At 40.5% G+C, this 15,661-nt stretch carries 14 protein-coding genes; 8 read left to right on the top strand and 6 right to left on the bottom strand.

Annotated features, from left to right (window positions below):
- Positions 1-11 precede the first annotated feature (11 nt).
- Both WA1_RS49500 and WA1_RS49495 read right to left on the bottom strand, forming a co-directional pair.
- Positions 12-578, bottom strand: a complete 567-nt coding sequence (locus tag WA1_RS49500; protein WP_026134404.1) for a Uma2 family endonuclease — start codon at positions 576-578, stop codon at positions 12-14.
- A 109-nt stretch (positions 579-687) separates the two neighbouring features.
- Complete coding sequence (locus WA1_RS49495) at positions 688-954, bottom strand: toprim domain-containing protein (RefSeq protein WP_017740963.1); 267 nt, start codon at positions 952-954, stop codon at positions 688-690.
- On the opposite strand from WA1_RS49495, the gene WA1_RS59120 reads away from it, so the two are divergent.
- The 4 genes from WA1_RS59120 (at position 935) to WA1_RS49475 (ending at position 8,116) form a co-directional block, all read left to right on the top strand.
- Positions 935-2,608: an ATP-binding protein gene (locus tag WA1_RS59120; RefSeq protein ID WP_201789254.1), complete on the top strand. Its 1,674-nt coding sequence runs from the start codon at positions 935-937 to the stop codon at positions 2,606-2,608. The two genes, WA1_RS49495 and WA1_RS59120, sit on opposite strands and share 20 nt — an antisense overlap.
- 178 nt (positions 2,609-2,786) lie before the next feature.
- The gene (locus WA1_RS49485) at positions 2,787-4,412 is read left to right on the top strand and encodes an IS1634 family transposase (RefSeq protein ID WP_017740961.1); all 1,626 of its coding nucleotides are present in this window, start codon (positions 2,787-2,789) and stop codon (positions 4,410-4,412) included.
- A gap of 207 nt (positions 4,413-4,619) precedes the next feature.
- Positions 4,620-7,298 carry a hypothetical protein gene (locus tag WA1_RS59115; RefSeq protein ID WP_201789253.1) on the top strand — a complete coding sequence of 893 codons (2,679 nt, stop codon included), beginning with the start codon at positions 4,620-4,622 and terminating at the stop codon, positions 7,296-7,298.
- Positions 7,295-8,116 carry a hypothetical protein gene (locus tag WA1_RS49475; RefSeq protein ID WP_017740959.1) on the top strand — a complete coding sequence of 274 codons (822 nt, stop codon included), beginning with the start codon at positions 7,295-7,297 and terminating at the stop codon, positions 8,114-8,116. Before WA1_RS59115 ends, WA1_RS49475 begins: the two co-directional genes overlap by 4 nt.
- Before the next feature lie 106 nt (positions 8,117-8,222).
- Here the strand turns inward: WA1_RS49475 and mobV are convergent, their stop codons facing one another.
- Both mobV and WA1_RS49465 read right to left on the bottom strand, forming a co-directional pair.
- Positions 8,223-9,965 (bottom strand): MobV family relaxase, encoded by a 1,743-nt coding sequence (gene mobV / locus WA1_RS49470; RefSeq protein ID WP_017740958.1) that lies wholly within the window; start codon positions 9,963-9,965, stop codon positions 8,223-8,225.
- 979 nt (positions 9,966-10,944) lie between these two features.
- Positions 10,945-11,289, bottom strand: a complete 345-nt coding sequence (locus tag WA1_RS49465; protein WP_017740957.1) for a methyltransferase family protein — start codon at positions 11,287-11,289, stop codon at positions 10,945-10,947.
- Positions 11,290-11,495: 206 nt separating this feature from the next.
- Between WA1_RS49465 and WA1_RS49460 the strand changes: the two genes are divergently transcribed.
- The gene (locus WA1_RS49460) at positions 11,496-11,711 is read left to right on the top strand and encodes a hypothetical protein (RefSeq protein ID WP_017740956.1); all 216 of its coding nucleotides are present in this window, start codon (positions 11,496-11,498) and stop codon (positions 11,709-11,711) included.
- 12 nt (positions 11,712-11,723) lie between these two features.
- Positions 11,724-12,284 carry a pyridoxamine 5'-phosphate oxidase family protein gene (locus tag WA1_RS49455; RefSeq protein WP_017740955.1) on the top strand — a complete coding sequence of 187 codons (561 nt, stop codon included), beginning with the start codon at positions 11,724-11,726 and terminating at the stop codon, positions 12,282-12,284.
- An 18-nt stretch (positions 12,285-12,302) separates the two neighbouring features.
- Here WA1_RS49455 and WA1_RS49450 read toward each other — a convergent pair whose 3' ends face one another.
- The gene (locus WA1_RS49450; RefSeq protein WP_017740954.1) at positions 12,303-13,400 is read right to left on the bottom strand and encodes a hypothetical protein; all 1,098 of its coding nucleotides are present in this window, start codon (positions 13,398-13,400) and stop codon (positions 12,303-12,305) included.
- Between the two features lie 87 nt (positions 13,401-13,487).
- On the bottom strand, positions 13,488-14,057 hold the full coding sequence (locus tag WA1_RS49445) for a hypothetical protein (protein WP_017740953.1): 570 nt from the start codon (positions 14,055-14,057) through the stop codon (positions 13,488-13,490).
- Between the two features lie 142 nt (positions 14,058-14,199).
- Here WA1_RS49445 and WA1_RS49440 point away from each other — a divergent pair, with 142 nt between their 5' ends.
- The gene (locus WA1_RS49440; RefSeq protein WP_017740952.1) at positions 14,200-14,832 is read left to right on the top strand and encodes a hypothetical protein; all 633 of its coding nucleotides are present in this window, start codon (positions 14,200-14,202) and stop codon (positions 14,830-14,832) included.
- A complete protein-coding gene (locus tag WA1_RS49435; protein ID WP_017740951.1) occupies positions 14,795-15,535 on the top strand; it encodes a hypothetical protein in 741 nt (246 codons plus the stop codon). Before WA1_RS49440 ends, WA1_RS49435 begins: the two co-directional genes overlap by 38 nt.
- The last annotated feature ends 126 nt before the right edge of the window (positions 15,536-15,661 follow it).

Here is a 15,661-nt window from a genome sequence, read left to right as displayed (position 1 = left end):
AGTATGATTGCTTAATTACCGGACATCTTTAGCCAACCAAAAATCGTATCTACTGTTATGTCTAGGTCGATATTCTCTAATACTGACAAGCGATCGCTACCTACTAACAATTCTGGTTGTTGACCGCGTCGAAAGACTAAAATAGACCGATCTGCTGGATCGATTAACCATCCTAGCTGACAACCATGTTGTAAGCAATAAAGAATATTCCCAGTTACCCGATTTGAACTTTGTTCTGGGGAGAGGATTTCAATTGTCCAATCTGGGTACAATAAAAAATCATTGGGAACTTCCCCATCGGCATCAAAGGGAATTCTTGACCATTTGAAAACTGCTATATCAGGTACAATGGAGCGCGTGCCAAAGCTACAACGCAATTCTGGGAAGGCATAAGCAATTTTCTGGTTTTCTGTGTTCTCGTTGATACAATTGCAAAGCCTTAACTGTAAGCGGCTGTGTTTTCCTTTCGGCATTGGCTTTTGTACAATCTTGCCGTTGATGTATTCTAGGCTTGGCTTTGTTTCTGGGATCTGAAGAAATTCTCCCAAGCTCTGTGTTGGGGTAATTGTAACTGTCATGGCTCCTGCTGATTTTTTAGGTAAATATTGTTTGATTTTAGCATTAGTGGGCGATCGCTTTGCACTCATATAACCAAAAGCTGGGAACCTCTCCCTTCGGTCAAAACTGCTACAGCATAAAATCAATCAACTGTTCGTTCCAATCCTTAGTTTTTGGTTTGAGCCTGGTTGTGTGTGGTAAAACTTTGCGAATTACCAAGTAAGTTTCTTTGCCTGCAGCATCATTATGATAAGCAGCAACGACGTTGGCTGTTCGGTGTAACAATTCCAAAGGTAAAGACCGGACACTATCAGCGGCTAAGTACAGGATCTTTTGCGCTCGCGGTTGTTCCAAAACAGCGAGTGATAAAACTTTAATGGGAGATTTAACCAACACAACACGAGAAACTGCATCACTTTCAAGTCCGCCAGTGGTTAGCCCGGATTTCTCACAAGCGTTGCGTCGCTATTCCCAAAATCCTAAAAGTTTTCAGTCTACTAAAAGTATAATACTTATTATTAAGCTAAATTCTATGTTTGATATTAACTGGGGACTAATTAGAAGCGGTTCTACATTTGAAGATTTGATTTGCTCGCTCATCCGTCTTAAGGATCATGAAGCTCGTCTTTACGTCCGCCCTGGAAAAGATTATGCCCAGGATGCACGTTCAGGAGATGGACTTACTATTTACCAAATGAAGTTTCATCAAAAAGAGTCTACCTCTTCAGCTATTGCAGATGCCAAAAAAGAAGTTGAGAAAATTGCTAAATATTTAGAAACACCTGGTAAATCACAAGAAATTTGGCAGGGAGTAAAAAAATGGATATTGGTAAGTAATGTTGCATTTAATTCAAGTAACGATTTGAAATGGAATAAAGAGATTAAGCCGCTATTCGCCTGCTTGGGATTGGAAGCATCTTATTGGGAGAAATCAAAAATTGAAATACAGCTGCATCAGTATCCCGATCTAAAGCAAGCTTATTTTGGTGGAGAAACGCGAGTTTTCTTGGGAATTGCTGAAGCACGTGAACAGGTGCAACAATCGCAAGGATTCCATCATCCTCATGCCCTAAATGCTCGTTATCAGGGGCGAGAAAAAGAATTAGGGCAATACAAAAATTTTATAAATGATGCTAATAAGAAAATTCTTGTAATTCATGGAGCAGGGGGCATTGGTAAAACTCGATTTCTTCTGGAAGGCGCGGAAACTCAGGCTTTGCCAGAGGGATGGCAGGTACTTTGGGCAAATGTGGCAACGATGACAAACACCAGTTCATGGTTTATGGGTTTAATTCCCGAACGTCCTACGTTGCTTTTGATTGATGAACCTGATGATGCGACCGTGCTACAGACTCTAGTGGAGCAAATTTCTGGCGGTCGTGCTAGGACTTGGAAAGTTGCTATTGCTGTTCGCTCTCCTAACGATAAGGTTTTGAACTATCTTCAGGGAATACGGAAGCGCCAGATAGTTGAAGAGTTGCCGTTAGCACCTTTAGAAGAAAGTGCAGCAGTAGCTTTCTGTCAAGAACTCCTGGAATTTGGCTCTCTGCAAACACAGAAAGCCAATTGGAAAATAGAAGCTGCTACCTGGATTGCTCAACATTATGACTATCCAATCTGGATGGCGATCGCTATTAAATTACTGGAGAGCAAAGGCAATCTTGAAACAATGCCGCAAGAGGTAGAGGGGTTAGCATCTGAATATTTAGAAGAAATTATTCCACAGCAACAGAATCTTCCCCATGACCAAATCCAGAATCTTTTACGGTGGATAGCATTGTTTGATACCGTCAATCGAGAAGATCCTGCGGTAATGGACTGGATTCAAACAAAGGCTGGATGTAAAAATTCCACAGATCTTAAGCGATGTTTAGATAAATTAATCACCTACAACATTATTTTTGAGCGAGGAGCACGTGACCATTTATTAAAAATGAAACCAGATGTTTTAGCAGATTATATTTTGCAAGATTGGTTAATTTACAACCCAGACTCCGCACTTCATTATGAAGCACAAAAAACTACATGGTTGTTCGTAAATATAAAGTAAATAATAATACGCAAAAATCATCAGTAACCGGACATTTAGAAATAAACCTGTGTGGCGAAGCCACTGAGACTAAAGTGCAGAGAAAAAACTGATTTCCAGCTTTTTATAAACCGAAATATATATACATTGGTTCAGTTGAAATGAGACAATCAAAAAAACTCAAAAATATGTTAGAAAAATGTCTCAAATCGAAAACGCAAAAATTAAAAATATCGATCATTTAGGAATAGTTGCCGGATTAATTGATGAAATAGGAATAGTCGAAATAATTAATGAGAAATTAGGAATAGACTCTCGTGAAAAAATTGCAGCCGGAATAATAGTTAAAGCGATTTTAATCAATGGATTAGGATTCGTTTCAAGACCTTTATATCTATTTAGCCAGTTTTTTGACGATAAAGCAATTGAGATATTATTAGGAGAAAATGTAAAAAGTGATTATATCAATGATGATAAAATTGGTAGAGTTATGGATAAACTATACAAATATGGATTGAATAATCTCTTCATAGAAATTGTTTTGTCAGTGATTAAAAAATTTAAGATAGAGCTAAAATATTCCCATTTGGACGCAACATCATTTCATCTACATGGAGAATATAAAAGTGAAGAAATCAAAGAAAAAGAAGAGGGAATAACCAGAGAAAGACCGATAATTATAACTAAAGGATATTCTCGTGACCATAGACCAGATTTAAAGCAATGTGTTTTAGATTTAATAACGAGTGGTGATGGGGATATACCATTATTCATGAGAACGGGAGATGGAAATGAAGCTGATAAGGTAGTATTTGGAAAAATCTTAGTAGAGTTTAGAAAACAAATAGTTTTTGACAGTATTATGGTTTGTGATAGTGCATTATATAGCCAAGAAAATCTCCAATTAATTCAGCATCTAAAATGGATAAGTCGTGTACCGATGACAATTAAGAGAGCGCAGGAATTAGTTCAAACTGTAGAGATAGAAGAGATAGATGCAAAAGAAAGAGAGAGAAGAGGGGGCTTAAACTTAGATGGATATACATGGAAGTCACAAATAGTAAATTATGGTGGAATTCAACAAAATTGGCTGATAGTAGAAAGTCAAAAAAGAAAAGATAGTGATTTAAAAAAGCTAGATAAAAAACTAAAAAAAGAAAAAGAAAAGGTTGAGAAACTACTCAATGAAATAAAAAAGGAAGAGTTTGAAACTCCAGAGCAAGCCAGATATAAACTAAAAGGAATAAACAAAAAGCTGAAATTTAATGAAATTAAAGAAGTGAAAGTTTTTGAAAGCCAGTCAAAAAAGAATCAGACTGTTTATAGAATGGAAGGAAAAATAACTGAAAAAGTAGAAGAAATAGAAATAAAAAGAAAAGAAGCTGGAAGATTTATTTTAGCGACTAATTTAGTTGGTGAAGAGAAGTTAGAACCCTCAGAAATTATTCAAGCTTATAAAAACCAACAGTCTTGTGAAAGAGGTTTTAGGTTTTTAAAAGATCCTTTGTTTTTTGCTGATAGCTTCTTCGTTGAAAACCCAGAGCGAATCGAGACCATGTTATTTTTAATGTCCTTGTGCTTGTTAGTTTATAATCTTGGTCAAAGGCAACTAAGGAATAGTTTAAAGAGAATCAAAATCGGAGTCAAGAATCAATTAGGTAAGTTAACCATGAATCCGACATTAAGATGGATATTTCAATGCTTTCAAGGTATTCATTTTTTAAATTTAGATGGCATTAGTCAAATTATTAATTTAACTTCAGAACGTCATTTTATTTTGAATTGTCTACCATCATCTTGTCAAAAATATTATTTTATTTCTTAACTTGACCAAATTTTTATAGTCAATCAAAATTTACCAACACATAAAGGAACATTCTTGCTTCCTTCAGTTTTTATTGCTTGTATGACCAATTTTATGGTCAAATTTATTACGCTTTATTAATTGATTTTTGAAAACATATTCATTCTTTAATTATTCTTATTTTTGTGCTTTTCTTTTGTTTGTAATTTATTTATACTTCAATTTGAAGTGCGGAGTCTGGGTTACAAAACAAGACATGGTGACAACGAGCCTTCCTCCGAAGCATTAGAGATTGTTGAAGAAATCAGCACAATATTAGAGAAATATACGGAAGTTCCAAATATCCAAAAATTACTATTAAAGAGTATTGCTCGCTTTGAGTTAATTCAACAGTTGTTCAAGAATCCTATCAATCTTTTGGGAACACTCCTAAGCAAATGGGAAGATCGACTTCCAACAATGAACGTGCGTCAGAAATTAGTATACCTTAGTCTTTTGGATGAAATGTCCTTCGCTCATGTATCTGAGGTTCTGAACCTTCTAAAAGCAATATTAAATTCAAACTCAGCATCAGAAATTGTTTCAACTATTTTTGGACAACGAATTATTACCCATGATGACGTAATCCTGGGACTACCCTGGATTATTTATAATACGGCTCCCTACGCCTACACCTATAGTGAACAGATGAGAATTCTCTCTCTGCTGTGTGATTTAGTGATTAAAGAACATGATGTTGCAACTCGTAGACCGCAGGGCTTGCCCAATGATGGTAAGAGAGCAGAGACTGTTTTACCTAGAGTCATTACAGGTAGTTCAGAATTCCGTAGCAGTTTTGAAACACCTGCGTTTAAGAAAGCAAAAGAGTTATTGAACAAGATCCGTTCTCAAGGAAATATTTCTGAACCCCAAAAACTACATCTTGATGCTCTAGTTAAGCCACTATTGTCTGTCGAGCAAGAAAGCACACTTTTTAATGGGAGAACTATCAGAATTCAAAGATGGACGATTACAACAAATCAACCTGAGTGGGAAATTAGAGATTCACTTCGCACAGCAATCAAGGAAATTCTGTCAGAGCAAAAACTTCAACCACTCCAAGCAGTAATTCTATGGAATCTGCTGGCTTATACACATGGAGAAATTAATCGTGCAACTTCCTACTCTAAGGAATTTAAAGCCGTTCTGGCTAAGGATTTGCTGTTGGAAGTAGATTCCCAAAACTCGCACAGCCCTGATATCCAAGAATCCTCTGTTACCTACTCTGATGCCCACTCTAAAGAATTTCGCACTGTTCTAATTCAGGATTTACAGTGGATAGCAAATTTCCTAAAGTCACACAAGCTTGATATTCAAGAACTCACTGCTGCTCGCAAAATTTGGGATTGGCACTATCAGTTTGACCCAGATCCTGAACTGAAGGAAATAGCAATCCAGTGTGAAACTTTCTTTAAAAAGAATGAATTCTTCCCCCAGTATGCGCCTCTTCTTAGTTGGGAAAGTTACGAATCTTTAGGACAGTGGGCAGATGAAACAAGTAACAAATTAGTCATTTCAAATAATCCACAGAGCATTTATGACTTTGTTCAGAATGGCGTTAAATTTCTGGGAAATGCCGATCAAATATCTAGACTATTCATTGTAGCTTCTCATCTAGGTGCTAAAGCGCAGCAATCTCAATCTGTGTGTCAGTTTGTTGAGGGAGCATTGCAACTAGGTATTAAAACTCCAGAGTTCCAATTTGCCACAAGGCTTTGTCAAGGATGGATTTGCATTACTCGACAAAGTAATCCTCCAGCAACAATCACAGTGCTTAAGCGACTTCTGCAATGGGTTAACAGCAGCGAAAAAATTGTGCAACTCTTTCAAGCAATCTACGAAAGTACCTGGTTAATTAATATTACTGAGTCAGAAGCAGCCATTGTGCTGGAGCAGCAAGAGAATTTTTTGCAGGCTAACTCGGCTGTCCATTTTGTAGGTTTACTCGGTGGCATCTTCTTTTCTAGTTTAGAACAAATCAAAAATACGGTAGAAACGACCTTTAATCAACTTGATTGTAAGCAATTACCCAGTGCGTTAGGTGCGTTTTTGCAATCATTAAACTATGCAATGCGTTCACTCATTAAAAATATAGAGCAAGCAATTGATCCTTACCTAAAAAACTGGATTTTGGATCAAGTTTTACGTTTACCTGATATTGATGAGCTTGGTGCTACAAATGTTCATCATTTGCAAGACCTGTTAAAAATTCTTGGTAAGCCAGATTTGCAATGGCTCGTTAGTGCTGTAGAGAAACGAATTCAAAGGACCTCAGAACCCAATAGTTCTAATATCCGAATATTCCCTAGTCAAGAACGATTATCTCAATGGATTGTTCCTATTTCTTCAGAGCAAGCTAACGATACCACGATACGAAACCTCATTGCAAAACTGCTTTCATACACTAATTCTTATCCAATGTTTGGGTATAGGTTTCCTCGATATCTAGTTGATATTGATCCAACAGGAGTAATTACGGCTGATTTAGTTGTAGAGAAGCTTACAGACCCCAACGTGCGTGAAAATCCGAGCGAAATTTACCAATGGGCGAAATTTGCTGGCTACTACCCAGATAGCTATCTTGCTTGGCGTAAAATTGCCCATGAAGCCTGCTCTTTAGGAGTTCAATTTGACGAGCGTCATAAATATTCAATTTTCCACGCTTTGACTAACCCTGAGCCAAAAATGTCGATATCAACTATAGGCGAAGTCCCAGCAAACTTTGAAATGGCAGTAGAAACAGCACAACAAAGGTTAGAAGCTGAAACCGATCCAGTCCTGATTCCATTTCGGCAATGGGTTCTTCAGTTAGCAGAGGCAGAATTAAGCAGTGAAATTGAACGAGTAAAAGAGGAGAGCGACGAATGACAGCGGAAAAGTTAAAGCAACGTCTAAAGGAAAGTGTAAATGATTTAAAAAATATTGTTTATGAGTTCAATTTGTTTCCTGCCTCATCTTTACACACTGATTGTCTAGATGGAATTAGAAAATTTGATACAATGGCTAACCAGTTACTTTCTATATGCGATCTTATAGAACCTAGAGAACACGCTCGCCAACTACTGGACAAACTGCCTGCAATCACAGACCCCACCACGGATCTTGTTGACTATCATGGAACAAAAATCCCTTTTAGCAATGCTCGAATACTGGGATTTCAAGGTTATCTTTCAATGACTTGGACTATATGCGACTCAATTACAACTGCTATTGCTCCATTAATTTGTACTGAATCAACCTGTAAAGACCGGAGTAATCCGCCACAATTATTAACCCACTTTATCAAGGATAGTAAATATTCATCTTATTATAGTGCTTACTTTCTTAAAGTAAACTACGGCTGGGCTATTGGTGTTTCATATGTTATCAGAAATCATTTTTTTCATGATGGGGCATTATGGAATGGGCAAGATTTTTTTGCAGGTAAAAATTTAAAAGATGGATTTGAGATATCTACAAAAGGTTGGGAGTTTATAGAGAAAGAAATGGCAGACAAGCATAATAGATTGAGTAAGGAACAAAATCGCTTAGGCTTAACCATTCAGTGGCCTTGGCATCAAAATAATCTTTTAAAACTTTTAGAGCTTTGTAATGATGAAATTGACGAGGCTTTGAGTTGTTTAGTTGGTTGGTCTGTAGGCATGGCAAAGTTACAAGCGGGTTATCTGTTAGAAAGAGATCGTTAGTGCTATCTCACCACTTTCGATATCTAGCGTTGCTGAATCAAAGTATGAATTGTGCGATCGCTTTGCACTCATATAACCGTAGCTTGGGGAAACCTCTCCCTTCTTTTCAAAACTGCCACAGCATAAAATCAATCAACTGTTCATTCCAATCCTTAGTTTTTGGTTTGAGCCTGGTGGTATGCGGTATGAGTTCGCGAATGGCTTTGAAAGTTTCTTGACCGGCGGCATCATTATCATACGCAGCAATGACGTTGGGAATTCGGTGTAACAACTCTAAAGGTAAAGACCGAGCACTGTCTGCTGCTAAATACAATGTCTTTTGCGAGCGCGATTGTTCCAAAACAGCGAGCGATAAAACTTCAATGGGGGATTTGACAAGAACAACACGCTGGAGGATGTCGCTGGGTTGTCCACCACAAGTTAAGTGAAACCAACCTTGGGTGCGTTTGGTGCCTTTAACCAATCCTATAAAAGAATTGTTTTGACCTTTTGTTCCACGCAGGAAAGCACCAGTCACTTCTCCTTCAATTGAGCGCATGAGAAAGACAGCATTTTGTTTGGCATCGGCGTAAACTAATTTTTCTGAGTGTAAAGTTTCGATTAGGGGCAGTGGCAGTTTTCGCGTGAGAGTGAGATACTCTTGTACCGCCAACCACTTGCTTTCATCGGCGGGAGGTGGGACGAACTGGGGTTTTGGTTCTTTAGTGATAATATCTTTGGCTTGAGTGCGAGCGTGTTGGGCGACAATATTTAACATTGCCGATTCCCCAAACTGGTCTTGCAACCAGAGCACTGCTTCTTGGAAACCGCAACCCAAAACGTGCATTACCAAATCGATAGCACCGCCCCCACCCTTTTGGTTTCCTGTAAAGTCGTAGAAGCGCGTGCCAATAATACTGATAATGCGATCGCAACCCTTCCACTTGTGCTGGGCTTCGTTATCCTGGTAAAGCCCCAAATGGTAAGCGACATCTTCCAAAGGTAAGTCGCGGACAAGGTTAGCTTGGGCTTTCCATAAATCCAAGGTCAATTCAATATTTTGCAGGCGCTCGAGTAACTTCTGTCTTTCTTTTTCTGAGGCACGAGCTGTTTTGGTGAGTTCTGCTTTTTCTTTGAGCAATCGCTTGTGTTCTGTCAATTGGGAGCTGATAGTGTCAAAAGTCGGTTGTAAAGTTTCTTTGAGCTGCTTCCAATAATCGAGGGCGTTTTGATGGAGTGTTGGTTGGGGGAGAATCTCCAATAGATTGATGTGAAGCGATTTGCAATTGACTTCAGTGTAATATTTCTGAATATTCGTGTGAGTTGCCTTGCTGCCTTTGATACCCCGCTCTATGCCAAGATGTGCAACAGCGAATGCAAAACTATCTTGCAATTGCGATAACTTTTGCTGACCGCTAAAAAGTTCGCGACAGTTGAGTCTGCCGCGATGGTCGAGTGGGACAATATAGGCGTGGATGTGGGGCGTCACTTCATCCAAGTGCAGTTCTGCTCTAAGTGCGCGCTCGCCATAACGTTCCTTCAACCATTCCCTACAGGCACCTGCAAAATCATCGACTCGTTCTGTTAAGTATGCTCCAGGAACTGTGGGATTGTCGGGACGGAAGTATTGAGGACTGGCGCTCAGCAACATTTCGACTCCCAACACGGCGTTGACTCGAATCTTTTGCTCGCCAATCATTTTTTTAAACTCTGCTTCCAAGTCCTGCTCTGGGTTGCCAATCAATCTTAAGTTACTGACACAAGGATTGGCATTGGGAGTTTCGCGCTCTCTGGCGTTATGCCGAGCGCTGACTCTCAGGTCTGTCCAACTCTTAATTTTCTGTATCCGACAAATTGCATAAATCACCATAATTGCATCATCCCACAGAGCGATCGCATTTCAGCCCTTAGCTAAAGGGCTACTTGCAAAGGCGGGGCGATCGGTGAAGAAGCCAGATTGCGTAGTAAGTATATATACTACAAGAAAAGAAGAAAAGTAGACGTTACATAATAGTACAAACGCCTACAATAAATGCTTTGCGCCATTACTGACCTTGTATCATTCAACTAAAGTCTTAGCTGCATTTCCCGAAGGGAAATTTTTTCCCTGCGATAAATTCTGTTTGAGACTATCTTTAAAATAAACACGATAGCAAGAAATTTACACGAGTAAAACATATCCTAAGAACGTCATGAGCGCTTGCCTCAAACAAATACAAAAGTACAATTGCTCTTATGGTGGCAAGCAAGGTTCTCTAACTGACACCAAACAAATGACATTACACAAGTAGCTGATTGATAAGGCGATCGCAAATGGTATGAGAAGCAATTTATTTCACAATCCATGCCAAACAACAGAACATCAATAAAGATTCAGGTGTATAAGCGTATTAGTTTTGCTTATTTTCTCAAATGTGTTACTCATTATGGATCTTAAGAAATGTTATAAATAAGAAGGGTAAACGTGTATAAAAAAAATGTACAAACCCATGTGTTCCCAGTTTGACCGTAGCTTTTGTACTTCTTTACATCGGTGTATCAATCCGTTATCCTACAGAATTACTCTAGTACGTCTGGTTTCTTTCGCTTCCTAGGCTTCTTTTTCCATCATTGTGATGTAAGATTTGCGGTCAACACCCCCAATTACCAAAGCGCAAACAAAACTAATTAAGGATTGAAAAAACGCAATAGTTTAACAAGGTTTAATCTTGCTCACGCGTAAGGAATACCCTTAAACGATGTCACCCATCTTAACTATACTAGTTCCGACATCACCTAGGTAAGGTGTTCTGCTGAAAGAATAAGCTTAGAGGAGAACACCTCATTCGTACTACTAAAGTTTAATTGCCTCAATCAAGCTCGAAGGACATTGAGTGGGAAGGATTCGAGCGAGTTGAAACCCTGCAGCACTCAAAAGCAGGCTTACCTGTTTTCACGCTGTAGAGCAAATTTCCCCACATCTGCCAGTGTATTGGCTCACTCCCTGACCAAATTGCTAATCGTCGAATCGAAGTCGGTGCATCGCTACAAAGACATTCTGCCATTGGAGTCAACTGGAACTGTCTGGATTGTGTTTCTGAAAAGATTCCAGCACTTGCTAAAGCTCGAAGGAATCGATAAAGTGCTGGGGCATCAACACTGAGCGCCTCAGCTAGAGTCTCAACACTTTGAGAACCTTCCTTGAGATGATGCACCCATCCGTAATCGCTCGCTTATCGCTTACCAGTTGGCACTGCGAACCGATTGATTGGTTGATACCAAAATGGCCTTTGCAACTCCTGTATCCGCAGACAGCGATCGCACGAGTTTCCCCATACTTACCCAAAATTTTTGCTCCCAGGCACTGAAAACCAACTGAAAAAATGTATAATGAAGCCTTTGCTTTTACAAGACTACCATCATGAAGCAGAGCATCATTAAAATTTCGACACCAGCACCAAAAATCCAAGCCCAGTCCAGTTCACCTCAAGCTGACCAAACCAGCTTACCAAAAGAATTACTTGAACCAGAATCTATAGATATGCACCAACTAGTATCAAGAAGCTATACCGTTAGCTCGGGCGGTTGGAAACCATCCGATATTTTGAGAGAAATGAGATTGGATAGTTTTGAATAACGTATCTTTTGTATGGAAAGCGCAGCCGAAAGTAATAAATGGGTCAACACAATTGATTCAAAAAACCCAGAAGTTATAGCAAAAGCTCAACGCATTATTGCCAGTAACATTTACTGCACGCTATCAACTTGCTCTGTGGATGGTATCCCTTGGGCATCGCCTGTCTTTTTTGCCTACGATGACAATTTAAACATTTACTGGTCTTCAGCCGTAACATCCAATCATTCCCAAAACATCTACCAAAATAACGGACGCTTAGCAGTTGCCATCTTTAATTCAAGCGTTTCAGAAGGTACGGGTGAAGGACTGTATTTCTATGGGACTGCCTCGGAACTAGGTTCTGAGCGTACTCCTCAAGTGATGCAACTGCTCCTACATCGGACTGGCAAGCAACTGATAAGGACTCCAGAGGATTATTTGAATGATTCCCCCCGGCGCATCTATCAGTTTCAGCCGCAATCTGCTTGGGTGACGGGCAATCGCTTAGCAGTTGGCAGCCCGAACAGATTGGTTGATACTAAAATTCAGATAAACGTGGCGGATTTACAATCGGCGTTTCATAACCTAGCCTAAAGTAAGTGCGCTCGCACTTTAAGCCAAGCTTTGCCCGTCGTATCTTAACTGTGCCAAAAAAGCATCTAACCTGGATGCACTCACAACTTCTCCCAACACGCTACCCACTCTCCGTACCTGGTACACTCCCTCTCTGAGTTCTTGAAAATCAAGAATCAACCCAGCCTTTTTCGCCTCAGACAGTTTCTTTACCTCAATTGGCATCAATCCCCTCACTCGCTTCCTTTCTACTGGTGTAAGCGCCTCCCATGCCTCTTGCTTGTAATCTTCTCGAACAGCCAAAGCAACTCTTATTTGTTCCCAAGTTGTAGCTATCTGAAAGGTCTCAATTAACACCTCAACAGGAGACTGGGTGCTACACTCTGGTTCGCTTTCAACGACAGCATCATCTTCCGTAAAATCATCTTTTTCGGGTGCAGGTTCAAAAGTCCATTCACCCTCCGTCGTTTCCTCACGCACCTCAGTGTTAGTATCCGTGTTAAAGTCCTCAACCCAAACATCTGGTGTTTCTGCTTCAGCAGATGGTTCAGCACTTTCCACCAACATTAACCTTCCTTCCTTATATGCCTGCCGCAACATTATCCCTTCCGCAGCTATCTGTTGCGGCAGTAGACCTTCCGTGTCCACCATTGATTGAAATGCTACTCCGACAGCATCTTGATTGTGAACCGGGGGTACAAGCCAGTAACGGCTACCACTACCTGACTGACGCCAAACTACTGGTTTTTGCTTGGGCTGCCTGGGTTTGCTGTTGATTTTTTTAATTAGGTTTTGCACTGCTTCTTGGGTGATTTCCGTCAAGCCCAGCATTGCCTCTCGAACCTTAGCGTATCGGTCTTGCGATAACAGCTGCAGCATTGGCAACCCCAATTTAGCTAAGTCCTTTGGGGTGAATTTGCTGAACACGTTAGCTAGCTTTAAGAACTTATTTGCTTCTTTCCGCAACCAACCATAAGCCTTGAGCAAGTCACCAAACTGTCTACTGCGTAATTGCTCCTTCTGCTTGTTCAACCAAAATGCAAACTCTAGCTGTGCTTGGGTCGCAGCTTCCTGCAGGTCGAATGGGTCATCCTGAATGTGATTAACGTGGTTGGCGATCGCGTTTGTACTCACCATAACACTTGTTCCGTGGTTTGAAGTTCTTATTTGTGCCAATTTCTACAAGTTTTGATAGCTTCATTAATCACCCCAAAATTTTCTGGCTTATGCTGCCAATGGCATTGCTGATGGTCTTTGTTGCTCTGAATGGAAACCCATTGCTGCTAATGCGTAAGCCAGGACAAGGCGATAGCGTTTCGGCATTTTGGAATAATTGAGATTGCCCCAACTTCTAACCGTGCGAGTGGTTACTCCTAGCACTCTCGCCAACAGCTGGTTGCACTTGCCTCTGTAACCAGTCTCCGTTTCGTGTTCAGCTATGTGGCTTGGGTGCAAGTTGTGAATGCCAAAAAACCGTTGGCAGAATTCCCGTGGAGTCATGGGCTGCTTGGGTAAAGTTTTTAGGTTTTGGGCGTAAGCCAAAACCATCAGGTAGTGTGCGGGCATCTTTGAGTAAGTCAGTCGCCCCCAGCCTCGCACTGTCCTGGCAGTCACGCTTAAGACTTTCGCTAAAAGTTGAACACAGCCTTTCAGATACCCAGGCTCCGCTTCCTCTGCTGCGATCGCCCTTTCATCATCAAGTACTGTCAACTTGAAATGGTTTCTGCAAAATATTCTTGGGTCAACGCCCGTTACTGGTAGGCTTTCCAGCGGCTGCCATAAGTTTCTTGCCATAGTTCTTGACCGTATTCCTGCTTGTATGTCAGGTTTTTCCTTTTTCCTTGGTTAAGAGTATAGGTCTGCCGTCATACCAAAGTCAATGGTCTGCTGTCAAAAAAATCTTTTGGCATCCCGTGAGAGCTGGTAGAGTTGATGTATGGGTAAGAAAGGAACAAAATCCACCGATGGCATTGGCGAAATCTGGGACGAACCCAAGTCTCAGAAAACGACGCTGCACCTTACTCCCACAGGGAAAAAAGCAGCGCTTGAGCGTGCTAAAGCAATGGGGATTTCTTTAAGCGAAGTGCTAGAACGCTTTGGAAGAGAAACGCTAAACGTGTCAGTAGAGTTACAAAAGGAGGTAAAAGAAAAGCAAAAGTTAACTGTGGCAGAAGTGATGGAAGCACTACGTCATTTTTCCAATTACGAGATTGCCAGAATCGTATTGGCAGCTGGAACGCTTCTTAAAACCGCGCTAAAGCCCTCATCTGCAATGAAAGAATCCGAACACCCTAGCATCGCTGCTCTCGTAATAGCAGAAATTAACAAGTCGTCTCTGTCCATTGAGCAAATAGCTGAGGAAGTGGCGCTTCCATTGGAACGAGTTGTAGCGATTTCTCAAGGTAGCTATCCTTCAGACGAAGAATTGATTGCTCTAACGCTTTTGTTGACTCGTGATAATGGAGAACCTTACAGGCATGATGAACTTATAGCGATTAGACAACAAAGTTTCAATGATAACCAGGACAAACATGAAGCAGATTCTTCTGGATGCAATTGCCACAGTTGACGCTTATGCATCAGAGTTGCTGAAAAAGCAATTACCTTTCTGTGTTGATGTCGCCTTTTGTTCCTCTGACACTATTAAATTGACAGCTTCTAACAAATTAGAAGCACTTGAGTTAAGACAGATCTATAGGTATTTATCGTCTCTGGGGTCAGCTTGGGGTTGCAAAGAAATTAAAGTTTTTTGGCATGGCTCTGGAACAAAGTATTTTTCAATTTCCTGTGAAACGGTTGTAGGAAGGAACCTCAATATGTCTACGTCACCAATGATTGCGCTCCCCGGTATTCAGATAGCAGAGATGAAATTGTCTCGCCCCATTATTAAAGTTATTGACTACTTTTGTGAGCATCCCGAACTTCGTTGTGCATTAATTAGGTTGCATGACCAGCGCCAGGTTGCGATGAGTGAAAGCAGTGCCATCATGGTAACTGGCAGCCTAGAAGAAGCTGTAAGACGTCGCAGGGAACAGTATTGGCATCCGGAAGATTTAAGCGCCTTTGATCTTGTAACTCGTCAGTCTTTAACTCCCGACGATCGAGATTCGTTTGTTGAGTTCAGCTTCCGCGCCCATGCTCCTAATGGTGGAAACTGGCGACGGTTTACCAACCGTTACCGATTGGTAACAGATTCTTATGGTTTGCTGTATCACGTCAGCGAGAACGTTGGAATAGATCAGTTGAAGACAGAGCCAGCTTTAGTTAGATAGGCGATCGCGCATAAGAAAAAGTAAGCGTTATTGAAAAAGGCAAAGGGCAGAATGGTCAATTGGATGAGAATTCAGACCTCAACCAATTGTAAATGCTGTATAGATAGCGGGTTTTTCAACCCCAAT

Origin of the sequence: Scytonema hofmannii PCC 7110, from assembly GCF_000346485.2 — a bacterium.
GTDB classification, from domain to species: Bacteria; Cyanobacteriota; Cyanobacteriia; order Cyanobacteriales; family Nostocaceae; genus Scytonema; species Scytonema hofmannii.
This window is presented reverse-complemented; position numbering and strand designations above follow the sequence as displayed.

Coding starts and splice junctions, on each gene's coding strand:
- WA1_RS49460 (WP_017740956.1), top strand. CDS start 11,496: ATGAAGCAGAGCATCATTAAAATTTCGACACCAGCACCAAAAATCCAA.
- WA1_RS49435 (WP_017740951.1), top strand. CDS start 14,795: ATGAAGCAGATTCTTCTGGATGCAATTGCCACAGTTGACGCTTATGCA.
- WA1_RS49455 (WP_017740955.1), top strand. CDS start 11,724: ATGGAAAGCGCAGCCGAAAGTAATAAATGGGTCAACACAATTGATTCA.
- WA1_RS49485 (WP_017740961.1), top strand. CDS start 2,787: ATGTCTCAAATCGAAAACGCAAAAATTAAAAATATCGATCATTTAGGA.
- WA1_RS49475 (WP_017740959.1), top strand. CDS start 7,295: ATGACAGCGGAAAAGTTAAAGCAACGTCTAAAGGAAAGTGTAAATGAT.
- mobV (WP_017740958.1), bottom strand. CDS start 9,965: ATGGTGATTTATGCAATTTGTCGGATACAGAAAATTAAGAGTTGGACA.
- WA1_RS49450 (WP_017740954.1), bottom strand. CDS start 13,400: ATGGTGAGTACAAACGCGATCGCCAACCACGTTAATCACATTCAGGAT.
- WA1_RS49500 (WP_026134404.1), bottom strand. CDS start 578: ATGACAGTTACAATTACCCCAACACAGAGCTTGGGAGAATTTCTTCAG.
- WA1_RS49445 (WP_017740953.1), bottom strand. CDS start 14,057: ATGGCAAGAAACTTATGGCAGCCGCTGGAAAGCCTACCAGTAACGGGC.
- WA1_RS59120 (WP_201789254.1), top strand. CDS start 935: ATGGGAGATTTAACCAACACAACACGAGAAACTGCATCACTTTCAAGT.
- WA1_RS49440 (WP_017740952.1), top strand. CDS start 14,200: ATGGGTAAGAAAGGAACAAAATCCACCGATGGCATTGGCGAAATCTGG.